At 68.5% G+C, this 13145-nt stretch carries 16 protein-coding genes; 8 read left to right on the forward strand and 8 right to left on the reverse strand.

Annotated elements, in window-relative coordinates:
* Positions 1-3: 3 nt before the first annotated feature.
* The 3 genes from AC5Y5E_RS10390 to AC5Y5E_RS10400 are packed head-to-tail and all read right to left on the reverse strand — an operon-like array spanning position 4 to position 2638.
* Positions 4-960 (reverse strand): 2-hydroxyacid dehydrogenase, encoded by a 957-nt coding sequence (locus AC5Y5E_RS10390; RefSeq protein WP_499903284.1) that lies wholly within the window; start codon positions 958-960, stop codon positions 4-6.
* Complete coding sequence (locus AC5Y5E_RS10395; RefSeq protein ID WP_499903285.1) at positions 951-2054, reverse strand: alpha/beta hydrolase family protein; 1104 nt, start codon at positions 2052-2054, stop codon at positions 951-953. Before AC5Y5E_RS10395 ends, AC5Y5E_RS10390 begins: the two co-directional genes overlap by 10 nt.
* A gap of 26 nt (positions 2055-2080) precedes the next feature.
* Entirely contained in the window at positions 2081-2638 is a 558-nt protein-coding gene (locus tag AC5Y5E_RS10400) for a TetR/AcrR family transcriptional regulator (RefSeq protein WP_499903286.1), read from the reverse strand.
* Positions 2639-2819: 181 nt separating this feature from the next.
* On the opposite strand from AC5Y5E_RS10400, the gene AC5Y5E_RS10405 reads away from it, so the two are divergent.
* Together AC5Y5E_RS10405 and AC5Y5E_RS10410 are read left to right on the forward strand one after the other, a co-directional pair.
* A complete protein-coding gene (locus AC5Y5E_RS10405) occupies positions 2820-3401 on the forward strand; it encodes a VOC family protein (protein WP_499902901.1) in 582 nt (193 codons plus the stop codon).
* Positions 3402-3435: 34 nt separating this feature from the next.
* Positions 3436-3987 carry a hypothetical protein gene (locus tag AC5Y5E_RS10410; protein WP_499902902.1) on the forward strand — a complete coding sequence of 184 codons (552 nt, stop codon included), beginning with the start codon at positions 3436-3438 and terminating at the stop codon, positions 3985-3987.
* On the opposite strand, the gene AC5Y5E_RS10415 is transcribed toward AC5Y5E_RS10410, so the two are convergent.
* Positions 3920-4615 carry a TetR/AcrR family transcriptional regulator gene (locus AC5Y5E_RS10415; protein WP_499902903.1) on the reverse strand — a complete coding sequence of 232 codons (696 nt, stop codon included), beginning with the start codon at positions 4613-4615 and terminating at the stop codon, positions 3920-3922. The genes AC5Y5E_RS10410 and AC5Y5E_RS10415 overlap by 68 nt on opposite strands.
* 82 nt (positions 4616-4697) lie before the next feature.
* Here AC5Y5E_RS10415 and AC5Y5E_RS10420 point away from each other — a divergent pair, with 82 nt between their 5' ends.
* Both AC5Y5E_RS10420 and AC5Y5E_RS10425 read left to right on the forward strand, forming a co-directional pair.
* The gene (locus AC5Y5E_RS10420) at positions 4698-5603 is read left to right on the forward strand and encodes an oxygenase MpaB family protein (protein ID WP_499902904.1); all 906 of its coding nucleotides are present in this window, start codon (positions 4698-4700) and stop codon (positions 5601-5603) included.
* An 80-nt stretch (positions 5604-5683) separates the two neighbouring features.
* Positions 5684-7510: a PPE family protein gene (locus tag AC5Y5E_RS10425; RefSeq protein ID WP_499902905.1), complete on the forward strand. Its 1827-nt coding sequence runs from the start codon at positions 5684-5686 to the stop codon at positions 7508-7510.
* A gap of 458 nt (positions 7511-7968) precedes the next feature.
* On the opposite strand, the gene rpsR is transcribed toward AC5Y5E_RS10425, so the two are convergent.
* Genes rpsR through rpmB form a run of 4 tightly spaced genes read right to left on the reverse strand, consistent with a single transcriptional unit; the run spans position 7969 to position 8950 of the window.
* Positions 7969-8232: a 30S ribosomal protein S18 gene (gene rpsR / locus AC5Y5E_RS10430; RefSeq protein WP_499902906.1), complete on the reverse strand. Its 264-nt coding sequence runs from the start codon at positions 8230-8232 to the stop codon at positions 7969-7971.
* 9 nt (positions 8233-8241) lie between these two features.
* Positions 8242-8547: a 30S ribosomal protein S14 gene (gene rpsN, locus AC5Y5E_RS10435; protein ID WP_499902907.1), complete on the reverse strand. Its 306-nt coding sequence runs from the start codon at positions 8545-8547 to the stop codon at positions 8242-8244.
* Between the two features lie 2 nt (positions 8548-8549).
* Entirely contained in the window at positions 8550-8714 is a 165-nt protein-coding gene (gene rpmG / locus AC5Y5E_RS10440; RefSeq protein ID WP_499902908.1) for a 50S ribosomal protein L33, read from the reverse strand.
* Positions 8714-8950: a 50S ribosomal protein L28 gene (rpmB, locus tag AC5Y5E_RS10445; protein ID WP_499902909.1), complete on the reverse strand. Its 237-nt coding sequence runs from the start codon at positions 8948-8950 to the stop codon at positions 8714-8716. Before rpmB ends, rpmG begins: the two co-directional genes overlap by 1 nt.
* A 111-nt stretch (positions 8951-9061) precedes the next feature.
* Between rpmB and mrf the strand changes: the two genes are divergently transcribed.
* The 4 genes from mrf to AC5Y5E_RS10465 all read left to right on the forward strand — a co-directional run bounded on the left by mrf (position 9062) and on the right by AC5Y5E_RS10465 (position 13081).
* On the forward strand, positions 9062-10261 hold the full coding sequence (mrf, locus tag AC5Y5E_RS10450; RefSeq protein ID WP_499902910.1) for a ribosome hibernation factor-recruiting GTPase MRF: 1200 nt from the start codon (positions 9062-9064) through the stop codon (positions 10259-10261).
* The gene (locus AC5Y5E_RS10455; protein ID WP_499902911.1) at positions 10258-10542 is read left to right on the forward strand and encodes a type B 50S ribosomal protein L31; all 285 of its coding nucleotides are present in this window, start codon (positions 10258-10260) and stop codon (positions 10540-10542) included. Before mrf ends, AC5Y5E_RS10455 begins: the two co-directional genes overlap by 4 nt.
* Positions 10543-11448: a class I SAM-dependent methyltransferase gene (locus AC5Y5E_RS10460; protein WP_499902912.1), complete on the forward strand. Its 906-nt coding sequence runs from the start codon at positions 10543-10545 to the stop codon at positions 11446-11448.
* 121 nt (positions 11449-11569) lie between these two features.
* Positions 11570-13081 (forward strand): PPE domain-containing protein, encoded by a 1512-nt coding sequence (locus AC5Y5E_RS10465; protein WP_499902913.1) that lies wholly within the window; start codon positions 11570-11572, stop codon positions 13079-13081.
* Positions 13082-13145 lie beyond the last annotated feature (64 nt).

Here is a 13145-nt window from a genome sequence, read left to right on the forward strand (position 1 = left end):
AAGCTAACAACCAGTCGGTTGGTTGACTACATGGGCCAGCGGTTGCCCGTCGCGCAGCCGGCGGCAGTTCGCGACCGCCTCCGTCAGGTATCGCCGCATGGTGTCGGCGGTGTACCAGGTGACGTGCGGCGTCAGCACCACGTTGTCCAGGCCCAGTAGCGGGTTGCCGGGCGCCACCGGCTCCACCTCGAAAACGTCGAGCCCCGCCGCGGCCAGCCGCCCGCCCCGCAGCGCGTCGACCAGGGCGCCTTCGTCGACCACCGCGCCGCGGGACGTGTTGACCAGCACCGCATTCGGCTTCATCCGGGCCAGCGCGTCGCGGTCCAGCAGGTGATGGGTCTGCGGCGTCAGGGGCAGGTGCAGCGAGACGATGTCGCTGGCGGCCAGCAGGTCGGGCAGCGGCCGCCAGCCGGGCCGGCCGTCGTCGCGGGTGCTGGTGTGCACGACGGTCGCCCCCATCGCGGTGACGATCTCCCCCACCCGCTTGGCGATGTTGCCGTAGCCGACCAGCCCGACGGTGCAGCCGCCGACGTCGCGCACCGTCTCGCCCAGTGCCGGGTCCGACGGCCAGCCCCGGCCGTCGCGGACCGCGCGGTCCAGACCCGGCAGCCGGCGCAACGCGGCCAGCATCAGCAGCACCGCGCCCTCGGCCACCGACGGCGCGTTGGCGCCCGGCATGTTCGCGACCGCGATGCCGCGTTCCGTCGCCGTCTGCACGTCGATCGTGTTCACCCCGGCCCCGAGCTTGTGCACCAGCCGCAGCTTGGCCCCCCGCCCCAGGTCGGCGCCCGACAGCGGCCGGAGCACATGCCAGATGACGTCCGCCTGCGGCAGCTCCCGATAGAAGCCCGCATCGTCGTCCTCGGCGCACCACCGGATGTCGAGCCAATCCGATTCTGGCGCAACGAAGTCGAGCACCCTGTCGCCGGGGACGAAATGGGCGAGAACTCTCAGCGCCACCTCTTGGTGATCCACCTGGCGATGGTATCGGCCTGCTCGCTGCGCGCGCCCGGGGTGGTGAAGTAGTGGTCGGTGTCGATCGACGCCCGGGTCTTGTCGGTGCCGGCGAGCGCGTCGAATATGCGCTTGGCGTCCGACGGGAAGACACCGGTGTCCGCCGCGGCGTTGATCACCAGTGCCGGGGAGGTGATGCGCGTCAGGTGCGGTTCGGCGCGGGTTTGGGCCACCCGCAGGCTCCACATGCCGAGCCAGTTGCGCAGGGTGCAGGCGGCGGCGATGCCGTGCGCGGAGCGGTTCGCCTTGGCGGGGACGCCGGCATAACACAGGTTCGGCTGGCGCTTGGTCGGCTCGATGCTCGGATCGACCATGCGGGGATCGGCCCAGGTGCGCATCACGCTGAACGGCCGGTCCGAAAAGCCCACGGCGCGAATGCGTTTGAGCTCGCGCTCGGCCCAGTCTGTGATGGCGTGGTTGCGCGCGATCTGGGCGTCACGGTAGCGGGCGATGAACTCGGGCGAGTACGGCGGGCCGTTGCGCTCGTCGAACAGGTCGAGGTCGGGGTCCGTGGCGACCGGGTCGTTCTCGTCGACGACGGCGGCGTCCATCCACGCTGTCAGCACGTCGGGGCGGCCGGGGTGGGCGGCAGTGGCGACGTAGCCGTCGGCGGGGATCAACTCGGTGAGCCCGGCCGCCGGGCGCATGCCTTCCAAGGGCGTCACGTTCGGTTCGAGCGCCTGTGACTGATAGGCGGCCATCAACGAACCGCCGCCCGAATTACCAAGCAGCACAACGTAGTCCACGCCCTGCACCTCGCGCAGCCAACGCACGCCGACGCCGATGTCGACCAGGGCATGGTCCAGCAGGAAGCTGCTCTCGAAGCCGCGGAACCTGGTGTTCCAGCCCAGAAATCCGATGCCGCGGGTGGCGATGTAGTCGGCGAGATAGTGCTCGGCGAAGTCGATCTGGTAGTGCGCGGCGATCATCGCCACCTTCGGTTTGCGTCCCACCGCTCGGTGGTAGAGCCCCTGGCAGGGGTGGCCGCCGGCGCCGGCCCGGCCCGCGGTGGGAGATGGCAGCCCGACGAATTCCTGCATCACGCCCCGGGCGCCGTTTTGACGGCTCAATTCGGCTCCCCTCCGCCGGCATAGACGGCTCGGTAGTAGATGTTGGCCAGCGTGCGGATGCACGCGGCGTCGTCGGGTTCACCGGTCCCGGCGAGCTGCATGTAGCAGAACTGGTAGAACATGGCCAAAATGGCCTCGGCGATCAGCCGCGGATCGTCGTCGGGGCAGTGGCCCTCGGCCTGGGCGCGCCGGACCGACTCGCTGATGAAAGCTATTGGAGTAGCGCAGATTTCGGTCCAATACCGCGCGAAGTCGTCGTTGATCATGGCCAGCTGATAAATGCTGATGACCTCGGCGAGCCGGTTGCGATAGGTCCACCACTGCGCGGCGGCGGCCTCGTACGCGCGCTCGCGATCGGACAGGCCATGTTCGGTCACCGAACGCGCACGCCCGGTGATCTCGTCGCGGAACCGCAGGGCCCACTGGCGGACCATCGCCTCTTTGGAGTCGTAGTAGTTGTAGAACGACGCGGCCGAGCGGCCCGCTTCTGCGGCGATGTCGGCAATCGTGGTCGCCAGAACGCCTTTGCGCGCGATCACCGTCCGGGCGGCCATGTCGATCGCGGCCTGCGTTCGCCGCCCGCGGTGCGTCGGAAACGCCGGGACGGGGCCGGGTCGCTCATCAGGTTCGGCCGCAGTGGACAATTGCGCAAACCTCCTGGAGCAGAACTGGACCTGATGTTAGATTCAGATTCGGTTCTTGACCAGGTTTACGCGGATCGATAGGAGCCGCACGATGATCAAGCCGCGCAACGCCAACGCGGAATTCGAGCTGGGCGGGATCAATCACGTCGCACTGGTGTGTTCCGACATGGCGCGGACCGTGGACTTTTACTCCAACATCCTTGGCATGCCCCTGATCAAATCGCTCGATCTGCCCGATGGGGCGGGCCAGCACTTCTTCTTCGACGCCGGCAACGGCGACTGCGTCGCGTTCTTCTGGTTCGCCGACGCCGCCGACCGGGTGCCGGGCATCTCGTCGCCGGGCGCCATCCCGGGCATCGGCGACATCACCAGCGCGGTGAGCACCATGAACCACCTGGCATTCCACGTGCCGGCCGAGCAGTTCGACGCCTACCGGCAGCGGCTCAAGGACAAGGGCGTGCGGGTCGGGCCGGTGCTGAACCACGACGAGAGTGAGCGCCAAGTCTCGGCGACGGTGCATCCCGGGGTGTACGTGCGCTCGTTCTACTTCCAGGATCCCGACGGCATTACGCTGGAATTCGCCTGCTGGGTCAAGGAATTCAGCGCCAGCGACAACAAGGCCGTCCCCAAGACGGCGGCCGACCGGCGACCCCCGGTGGAGGCCGTACGCTGAAAGGGCAACACCGTGCCTGAGCCGGGGGATGTCCATGACGACGAACGGCATTTTGTCCGACGCTCAGATCGCCGCGCTGACGCCCGAGCAGCGGCGTGACCTGATCAACCGGCTGGAGCGGCCGCTGAGCGACGTGATCGACCCGGTGCTCCTGAGCCGGATACGGCGCACCCGCATGAGCCTGATGATCGGTGGCTCGATCGCGATGGTTCCCTGGCTGGGGTATCTGTCCATCACGCTGCCGTCGAACTACGTCGCCCACAACTGGACCGCCACGTGGGTGGGTTTCGACATCCTTTTGGTCGTGTTCATGGTGGCGACGGCGCTCCTCGGTTACCTGCGTCGCCAGCTGGTGGTGCTCGCCGCGTTCACCGCGGGCGTGCTGCTGATCTGCGACGCGTGGTTCGACCTGATGACCGCCGGACCCGCGGACGTGCGCATATCGGTGGCGACCGCGCTGGGCATCGAGGTGCCGCTGGCGATCTTGCTGATCCGCGGCGCGATTCGCATCATGCGGCTCACGATGATGCGCTTGTGGCTCCTGGATCCCCGGATGCGGCTGTGGCACCTGCCGCTGTTTCCTTGAGCCGGTACAGGTTTGGATTGGTGAGCTCGTCGAGCAGCGACGCCAGGTGATCGACGAGCTGGTCGGGCTCCAGTCGGACGTCGCCGGCCAGCCAGGCGCTGATGGTCTGCCCGACGCCGCCCACCGCGAAGTGCGCGGCGGCCTTGACGCGGTCGTTCGCCGGCGCGCGCAACGTATCGACGGCATGCTGGCCGGACAGCATGGCGAAAAGCGCGCTGGACTCGGCGCGCTTGCGCACGATCACCGGGTCGCCCAGCTGTGTGTTGAAGAGCAGGCGCCCGATGCGGGCGTCGCCGGCGATGGTCCGCACGATGTTTGCCACGCCCGCGCGGGTCTGCTCGGACGCCGGCACCGCCGCCACGGCCGCCTGGGTGGTGGCGGCCAGCTCGGCGACCACCCAATCGAACACCCGACTGACGAACTGGTCCTTGTCGCTGAAGCTCTCGTAGAAATAACGGGCCGCCAGGCCCGCCCGGTCGCAGATGCCGCGGACGGTCAGCGCGGAGATGTCCTGCTGGTCGGCCCCCAGCAGGTCCAGCCCGGCGGTCAGGAATTGGCGGCGGCGGACGGCCACCCGCTCGGCGGCGTCGACGCCCCGGTAGGGCCGCGCTCCGGATGCCTGCGCCATGACAACCATCTTGACACCGACCGTGATACGGGACAACATCAGGAAACATACGTTCGCACATTTTGCGCAGAGGGGATTCCGCATGGCGATCCAGCAGACGGTCCATGGGCCCATCCCTCATGTGGAGCGCCCGGTCTCCGATCCGCCGCGTCCGCATTCCATTCGGCGCCGGCGAGCCGCGGCCGACTACGGCATGATGGGCGTGGCGTTGCTGGCGGGTCCCGCCAACGTGATCATGGAGTTGTCGCGGCCCGGCGTCGGCCACGGCGTCGTGGAAAGCCGCGTCGAAAGTGGCCGAATCGACCGCCACCCAATCAAGCGCGCGCGCACCACTTTCACCTATATCGCGGTGGCGAACGCCGGAACCGAGGCCCAGAAGGCGGCGTTTCGCCGCGCCGTCAACGGCTCGCACGCGCAGGTCTACTCAACTTCGGATAGCCCGGTGTCGTACAACGCGTTCGACCCCGAGCTGCAGTTGTGGGTGGCGGCGTGCATTTTCAAGGGCGGCATCGACATCTATCGCACCTTCGTCGGTGAGATGAACGACGAGGAAGCGGAGCGTTTTTACCGCGACGGCATGACGCTGGGCACCACATTGCAGGTACCGCCGGAGATGTGGCCACCGGATCGGGCCGCCTTCGATCGGTACTGGCAGGAATCGCTGGAGAAGATCCACATCGACGACACCGTCCGTGAATTCCTCTACCCGATCGCCGCGTCCCGGATTAGCGGAGTTTCGTTGCCCCGTTGGCTGCAACGGCGGTCGGAGGATCTCAACCTGCTGATCACCACCGGGTTCTTGCCGCAACGGTTTCGCGACGAGATGCGGTTGCCGTGGGATGCCGCCAAACAACGCCGCTTCGATCGCCTGATGAAGATCGTGGGGGCGGTGAACAACCTGCTTCCGCGACGAGTCCGAGAGTTCCCGTTCAACTGGATGCTCTGGGATCTGGACCGCCGGATCAGGACGGGGCGGCCGCTGGTCTAAGGCCGGCGCGGCCGGGTTGATAACGACAATCATTTTCATTAGGCTCGCTCGGGTCCCACCTCACAGCCCGAGGAGTGCCCATGACCGCGCCTGTCTGGATGGCGTCGCCACCGGAGGTGCACTCGGCGTTGCTGAGCAGCGGCCCGGGGCCGGGGTCGCTGCTGGCCGCGGCCGGGACGTGGAACGCGCTGAGCGCCGAATACGCCTCGGCGGCCGATGAACTCACCGCGGTGCTCGCGTCCGTCCAAGCGGGTGCCTGGGAGGGCCCGAGCGCCGAATCGTATGTGGCTGCCCACGCGCCCTACCTGGCGTGGTTGACGCAGGCCGGTGTGAACAGCTCGGCAAAGGCCGCCGAGCACGAGACGATGGCCGCGGCCTACACCGCCGCGCTGGCGGCCATGCCGACGCTGCCCGAACTGGCCGCCAACCACGTCGTCCACGGGGCCTTGGTGGCGACCAACTTCTTTGGCATCAACACGATCCCGATCGCACTCAACGAGGCCGACTATGTGCGGATGTGGGTTCAGGCGGCCACCACCATGGGCGTCTACCAAGCGGTGTCCAGCGCGGCGGTGGCGTCCACCCCGCCGGCCACCCCTGCGCCGCAAATCCTCAAATCCGACGCGCAAACCGAGGGCAATGCCCCGGCGTCGGCGGTGTCCAACTATGCGCAGGACGCGTCTAGCCTGCTCCGGGGGTTCGAGCAAGCGATCACGCAGCAGGTCGAGGAGTTTCTGCAAAACCCCCTGGGTTTGCAGCAGCAGATCCTGCAGATCCTGCAAGGCCAAATGAACAGCGACAACCCGTTGGGGCTTCCGCAGGGGCTGGTGAATTTTCTGCAAAACAACCTGGGTATCGGAAATAGTCAGCTTGCGCACGACCCGACGATCGATCTGCCGATCGATGACTTCCTTGCGAACATCCTGCAGCACTTCGGCATTAATTGGGATCCGGCGGGTGGCACCATCAACGGAGCCACCTACGACACATTCACGAACCCCGGACAGGCCTCGTTTTGGATCGCTCGAAGCCTCGAACTTTTTGAGGATTTTCAAAACTTTGGGGTCGACCTGACGCAAAACCCGGTGCAGGCTTTTCAATGGCTGATTAGCTGGCAACTGTTCGATTTCCCCACCCACATACTCGAAGTCGCTTCCTATGCGGTCTCCAACCCGGCGCTGGCGCTTGCGGCCACCCCCGCCATTGCTCCCGGAGCACTAGGCGGTTTGGGGGGGCTTGCCGGCCTGGCCGCCGTACCCCCAGCCGGTGCCGCACCGGCACCGGCACCCGTGCCCGCCGCGCCGCCGATGGTGCCGGTCGCGATGGGCCCGACCTTCGCCGCGCCGGCCGCGGTCCCGGCCTCGGCGCCGGCGCCCGCGCCCGCGCCCTCCGCCCCGCCGGCTCCCGCGGGCCCCGCTCCCACGGCGCCGCCCGCGACCGCGGGCCCGGTGGGCTTCCTCGCTCCCTACGCGGTCGGGCCCCCCGGCATGGGATCCGGCTCGGGAATGGGTGCCGGCGCCAGCTCGAGCGCCAAAAGGAAAGCGCCGGAACCCGATACGGCCGCGGCGGCGGCAGCGGCGGCTGCGCGGGAGGAGGCGCGCGCGCGGCGGCGCCGGCGTGCCAAGGGCCGCGACCACGCCGACGAATTCCTGGATATGAACGTCGACGTCGACCCGGACTGGGACGAGCCCCCGTCGACCGCGGCCTCGGAGCGGGGCGGCGGCAGATTGGGGTTTGCCGGCACCGAGCCTCGGCAGGCCGTCGCCGAGGCGGCCGGCTTAACCACGCTGGCCGATGACGAGTTCGGCGGTGGCCCTCGGATGCCGATGGTGCCGGGCACGTGGGGCACGGGCGGTGCTAGTGAGGGTGGTGAAGGTGTACGCGACGGCGAACGGCGCGACAGTTAGGGTTGCGCACTTTTAGAGGTGAAGGCCCGCTGATGACTTCTCGTACCCTCAATTGCTTCGACCGGCATTGCGGGTCCAAAACTGATGCCTGCCGAGATGCCTTGGCGCAGGACTGTTTTCCCATTGTCCGCGCTCCAGCCAACGGCACAGCGTAGCGGTCTCGTCGTTGTCACTGATGGGGCCGATCCAATGGGGTGGCCCGCAGGGCTTCCGGTCGCCCGTGCAGGGTTGGACGACCGCCATGACACCGCATCCGGTTGGGCGGGACGCGCAGGTGAGTGGTCCGAGCATGCAAGCTGCGGAGACCAGCATGGCGTGGGGACAGCGTCGGATGGTGGGACGAAGCTCTTCGATGACGGGGAGAACATCGTCTGGCGCACACGCGGTGCATACGACGACGGTGAACGGGCGGTCGGTACCGCGGCGTGACGAAGTCATCTCCTAGCAGCCCACTTGTCTCAATGGCCCGCGGTCGGGCCGGGATAGGGCAGCAGCGCCATTTCGCGCGCGTTCTTGATCGCGGTGGCGACCTGCCGTTGTTGTTGGACGCTTAGGCCGGTCACGCGCCGAGAGCGGATCTTGCCTCGCTCCGAAATGAATACGCGCAGCGACGCGGCGTCTTTATAGTCGACCGCGCTGAGCCCCAGGCTGGCCAGGAGGTTCCTCTTGGGCTTGACGAGCAGTTCCGCGGTCCGACGATCGCGCCGAGGTTTCTTAGCCATTCCGCGCCATCACCAACTCGCCTTCCGCACGCCGGGCAACTGTCCGTTGTGGGCCAACTGGCGGACCCGTACCCGCGACAGGCCAAACTTGCGCAGGTGCCCGCGGGGGCGCCCGTCGACGGCGTCGCGGTTGCGCAGCCGCACGGCGCTGGCGTCGCGCGGCTGTCGTGACAGCTCCCGTCGCGCGGCGTCCCGTTGCTCGGCCGCGCTCGACGGGGAACGGATGATCTGTTTGAGTTCGGCGCGCCGTTCCGCATAACGCGCCACGATGGCTCGCCGCTTGTCGTTCTTGACCACCTTGGATTTCTTGGCCATCGTCAGCGCTCCTCGCGGAAGTCGATATGGCGGCGGATCACCGGGTCGTACTTGCGCAGTACCAGCCGGTCGGGGTCGTTGCGCCGGTTTTTGCGTGTGATGTAGGTGTAGCCGGTGCCCGCAGTGGAGCGCAGCTTGACGACGGGGCGTATCTCGTTGCGCGCCATCAGATTCGCTGCCCTTTCCGGCGCAGCCTGGTCACCACGGCCTCGATGCCGTCACGGTCGATGACCTTGATGCCCTTGGCGCTGACCCGCAGGCGAATGCGGCGGTCCTCCGACGGCAGGTAGTACGTCTTGAGCTGGATGTTGGGTGACCAGCGCCGGCGGGTGCGGCGGTGCGAATGCGATACCGCATTACCGAAACCCGGTGCGCGGCCGGTTATTTGACAACGAGCGGACACCCATTCCTCCCCAGACCTAAACGTCTTATTGAAAATCATTTTCGACAAGCTCCGCCGAACACGGTACCGTACGGGAGGGCTTATTGAAAATGATTGTCATGAAGGGGAGCGATGCGAACGCCCGTCATCCTCGTGGCCGGCCAGGCCGGCACCGACCCGGTTGTGGGGGCGCTGCTGCGGACTCCCGGGACTCTGGTCGTAGAGCATCGTTTCGACGGTCACGTGGTGCGCCGGACGACGACGATGCTGCAGCACCGGGTGTTGACGACCGCGGAGGCCGGCGTGGAGCTCGCGCACGGGTGCGTGTCGTGCACCATCCGCAACGACCTGCTGGTGCTGTTGCGTCAGCTACACCGCCGCGACGACGTCGAGCGCATCGTCGTGCACCTGGCGCCGTGGCTGGAACCTGAACCAATCTGCTTCGCCATCAACACTGTCCCGATCCGTGTCGCGCCCGAGTACGTCGATGGGCCGGCGGCGCTGGAGGTGTCGATCGCCGCTGTGGTGGCCTGTGTCGATTCGTCGGTGTGGCTGGGCGACGCGCTCGGCGACGCCGAACTCGACGACGGCCGCACCCGCGCCCAGGTAGTCGTCGGTCAGGCCGAATTCGCCGACGTGGTCGTGCTCAACCGGCCCGACCCGCAGGTGGGTGGCGCGCTGCGCCGTCTGTCGCCGCGTGCGCGCATTCAGGTGGGCCCGGACCACATCGACCGCGCTGTGAATAATCTGCCGTCCGACGCGAGGCGGGGGCGAAGCGATGATCCACACGGTCCGCTTTTGGCCGGAGAGCCGCCCTTGGATTCCCGCGGACGGATTACGTTGGTGGAGTTCAATTCCCGGCGCCCCTTTCATCCGCAGCGCCTGCACGCTTGTGTGGACCTACTGCTCGACGGCGTGATCCGAACCCGGGGACGGCTCTGGCTGGCCAGCCAGCCGGAGCACGCGATGTGGTTGGAATCGGCCGGCGGCGGACTGCGGGTGAGCTCGGCCGGCAAATGGCTTGCCGCCATGACCCCCGCTGAGCTGGCCGGCGTCGATGCCGAGCGACGCGCCTTCGCCGAGCTGCGCTGGGACGAGCGGCATGGTGACCGGCATACGGCGATGACCGTACTGATCTGCGGGGCCGAGCTTTCCGAGATTCTCGACGGCCTGCACGGCGCGTTGCTCACCGACGAGGAGTACCGCTCCCCGCTGGACTGGGCTCACTACGAGGACCCGTTCGGCCACTGGCACGAAGACCCCTGTCCGGCCCTGACGCAGGACGTCGAGAACACGCCCGCGCGCTACACGGAGGACGGAGGCGGCCGATGAAGCGCGGCATCCACCCCGATTACCATCCCGTCGTGTTCCAGGACGCCACCACCGGTGCGATGTTTTTGACCCGGTCGACGCTCACCAGCTCGCGCACCATCGAGTGGCATACGCCGCTCGGAGTGCGGACGTACCCGCTCCTTGTCGTCGAAGTCACCTCCGATTCGCACCCCTTCTGGACTGGGGGTCGACGCATCGTCGACAGCGCGGGGCAAGTGGAGAAATTCCGACGGCGATACGGCAGCCGAGACGTCTCAGCGGCTCGCGGTAGTGTCGGTTGAGTGCGTAGCGAAGGTGATACCTGGGACATCACAACGAGTGTCGGTTCGACGGCGCTGTTCGTCGCGACCGCCCGAGCGCTCGAGGCGCAGAAGCCCGACCCGCTGGCCGTCGACCCGTACGCGGAGCTGTTTTGCCGCGCCGTCGGCGGTCCGTCGGCCGACGTCCTCGACGGCAAGGACCCCGACCACCCGCTGAAGTCCGAGGATTTCGGCGTGCATTTCGTCAACTTCCAGGGCGCCCGCACCAGGTACTTCGACGAATACTTCCGGCGGGCCGCCGACGTGGGCGTGCGGCAGGTGGTCATCCTGGCGGCCGGGCTCGACTCCCGCGCCTACCGGCTGGACTGGCCGGGCGCGACGACGCTCTTCGAGCTGGACCGCCCGCAGGTCCTGGACTTCAAGCGCGAGGTACTCACGGAGCACCGCGCCCAACCGCGCGCCGAGCGTCGCGAAGTCGCCGTCGACCTCCGCGACGACTGGCCGCAGGCCCTGCGGGACAGCGGTTTTGACGCGGTCAAGCCGTCCGCCTGGATCGCGGAGGGCCTGCTGATCTATCTGCCCGCCAGCGCGCAGGAGCAGCTGTTCACCGGCATCGACGGCCTGGCCGGCCACGGCAGCCACGTCGCGATCGAAGACGGCGCCCCCCTCGAGCCGGACGAATTCGAGGCCGCGGTGGAGGAAGAACGCGCGGCCGCCGCGGAGGGTGACCAGCGCCTGTTCTTCCGATTGGTCTACAACGAGCAGTGCGCCCCGGCCACCGAGTGGTTCGGCCGGCGCGGATGGACGGCCGTCGGCACTCCGCTCGCGGATTACCTGCGACAGGTCGGGCGGCCGGTGCCCGGCCCGGATACCGAGGCCGGCCCGATGATCGCCCGCAACACGCTGGTCAGCGCCGTCAAGGACTGACCGAAACCGGCCGGGAACTTTCCCGCGCCAGTGAGCGACTACTCCTACGGGCTCGTGACGCTGCCCAACGGCCCAGGCGGCCGTCAAGTCCAGCCCGGATCGTTAAGGAGTCGTCGCCGCTATGACCGCGCCCGTGTGGATGGCGTCGCCCCCCGAGATCCATTCGGCGCAGCTGAGCAGCGGTCCGGGATCCGGCGGGCTGCTCGCCGCCGCCGCGGCATGGGGCTCGCTGAGCGCGACGTACGCGTCGGTCGCCGACGAGCTCACCTCCGTCCTGGCCGCGGTCCAGGCCGGGGCGTGGGAGGGGCCCACCGCCGCGCGGTACGCGGCCGCGCACGCGCCCTACCTGGCGTGGCTGACGCGAGCCAGCGCCAACAGCGCGGCGGCCTCCGCCCGGCACGAGACCGCGGCCGCCGCCTACACCACGGCGCTGGCCGCGATGCCCACCCTGCTGGAGCTGGCCGCCAATCACGCGATTCACGCGGTGCTGCTGGCGACGAACTTCTTCGGCATCAACACGATCCCCATCGCGCTGAACGAGGCCGACTACGTGCGGATGTGGATCCAGGCGGCCACGACGATGGCCACCTATCAGACCGTCGCCGGCACCGCGGTCGCCGCGGCGCCGCAGACCGATGCGGCGCCACAGATCCTGCACGCCGCCGACGACAACAGCGACGGCAGCGACACCGGCGACAGCGGGGACATCATCGACAACGACGGCGGCGACCCGACGCAATGGAGTTGGTGGGTCAACCGGCTCACCGAAGTTACTCAGACACTGGGCCGCGACCTGGAGGAATTTCCTGAAAACCCCGCCGAGTCCATAGCGCAGGTCGAGAACGACATCCCGCTGTTGGTTGCGGACGAGTTCACCCACGTCGGGGAAGTCATCGACACGTTCCCGCAGCTGCAGGCCGTCATCCCGCTCGCGCTCATCACGCCGCTCGGCGCCAGTTCGCTGGCCGGGTTCGCGGGCCTGAGCGGGCTGTCGGGGATCCAGCCGGGCCCGGCCCCCGCCGTGGTGGCCGCACCCGTGCCCGACGCGCCCCCCATGCCGGCACTCGCCGGCGCCCCGGCGGTAACCGTTGCCTCCAGCGCCCCGGCCCCGACCCCGGCCACGGCTGCGGCTCCCGCGCCGGCCACGGCGTCGGTGGCGGCCGGGCCCCCAACCCCGCCGCCCGCCGGTGTCGCCGGAGGAGCCTTTCCGTACCTGGTGGGCGGCCCGACGATCGGGGCGGACACCGGGATGGGCACCGCCGCTCGACGAAAGGCCCCGGAACCCGATAGCGCCGCGGCCGCGGCGGCCGCCGGGGCGGCGGCGCGACAACGGGACCGGGCGCGCCGTCGGCGCCGGGCGGCGATGAACGACCACCACCGCGGCTTCCGGTACGAGTACGTCGACCCGGAGTGGGAAACGGACGAAGAGCCCGGCCTGGACAGGGCCGCGACCGCCGCGTCCGACCTCGGCGCGGGGTCCGTGGGCTTCGCCGGGACCGCCCGCGCGGAGGCGGCCCGGGCGGCGGGCCTGGCCACGCTGGCCGGCGACCAGTTCGGCGGCGGCCCGTCGGTGCCGATGATGCCGCAAACCTGGGCGCCCGACGGTTTTGATAATGAAAACGATTTTCAGTAAGCTCGGCTGGTCCGGGGTGCTCGGTCGGAATGTCCTGGTCAGCGGTGGCGAAAAGGGAGGCGGC

Source organism: Mycobacterium sp. NGS54 (genome assembly GCF_059812465.1).

What these genes read in the sequence shown, in the direction of transcription:
- AC5Y5E_RS10420 (WP_499902904.1), top strand. Translation starts at nt 4,698, where the DNA reads ATGGCGATCCAGCAGACGGTCCATGGGCCCATCCCTCATGTGGAGCGC.
- AC5Y5E_RS10415 (WP_499902903.1), bottom strand. Translation starts at nt 4,615, where the DNA reads ATGGCGCAGGCATCCGGAGCGCGGCCCTACCGGGGCGTCGACGCCGCC.
- AC5Y5E_RS10455 (WP_499902911.1), top strand. Translation starts at nt 10,258, where the DNA reads ATGAAGCGCGGCATCCACCCCGATTACCATCCCGTCGTGTTCCAGGAC.
- AC5Y5E_RS10465 (WP_499902913.1), top strand. Translation starts at nt 11,570, where the DNA reads ATGACCGCGCCCGTGTGGATGGCGTCGCCCCCCGAGATCCATTCGGCG.
- rpsR (WP_499902906.1), bottom strand. Translation starts at nt 8,232, where the DNA reads ATGGCTAAGAAACCTCGGCGCGATCGTCGGACCGCGGAACTGCTCGTC.
- AC5Y5E_RS10395 (WP_499903285.1), bottom strand. Translation starts at nt 2,054, where the DNA reads ATGCAGGAATTCGTCGGGCTGCCATCTCCCACCGCGGGCCGGGCCGGC.
- AC5Y5E_RS10410 (WP_499902902.1), top strand. Translation starts at nt 3,436, where the DNA reads ATGACGACGAACGGCATTTTGTCCGACGCTCAGATCGCCGCGCTGACG.
- rpmG (WP_499902908.1), bottom strand. Translation starts at nt 8,714, where the DNA reads ATGGCGCGCAACGAGATACGCCCCGTCGTCAAGCTGCGCTCCACTGCG.
- AC5Y5E_RS10405 (WP_499902901.1), top strand. Translation starts at nt 2,820, where the DNA reads ATGATCAAGCCGCGCAACGCCAACGCGGAATTCGAGCTGGGCGGGATC.
- mrf (WP_499902910.1), top strand. Translation starts at nt 9,062, where the DNA reads ATGCGAACGCCCGTCATCCTCGTGGCCGGCCAGGCCGGCACCGACCCG.
- rpsN (WP_499902907.1), bottom strand. Translation starts at nt 8,547, where the DNA reads ATGGCCAAGAAATCCAAGGTGGTCAAGAACGACAAGCGGCGAGCCATC.
- AC5Y5E_RS10425 (WP_499902905.1), top strand. Translation starts at nt 5,684, where the DNA reads ATGACCGCGCCTGTCTGGATGGCGTCGCCACCGGAGGTGCACTCGGCG.
- AC5Y5E_RS10400 (WP_499903286.1), bottom strand. Translation starts at nt 2,638, where the DNA reads ATGGCCGCCCGGACGGTGATCGCGCGCAAAGGCGTTCTGGCGACCACG.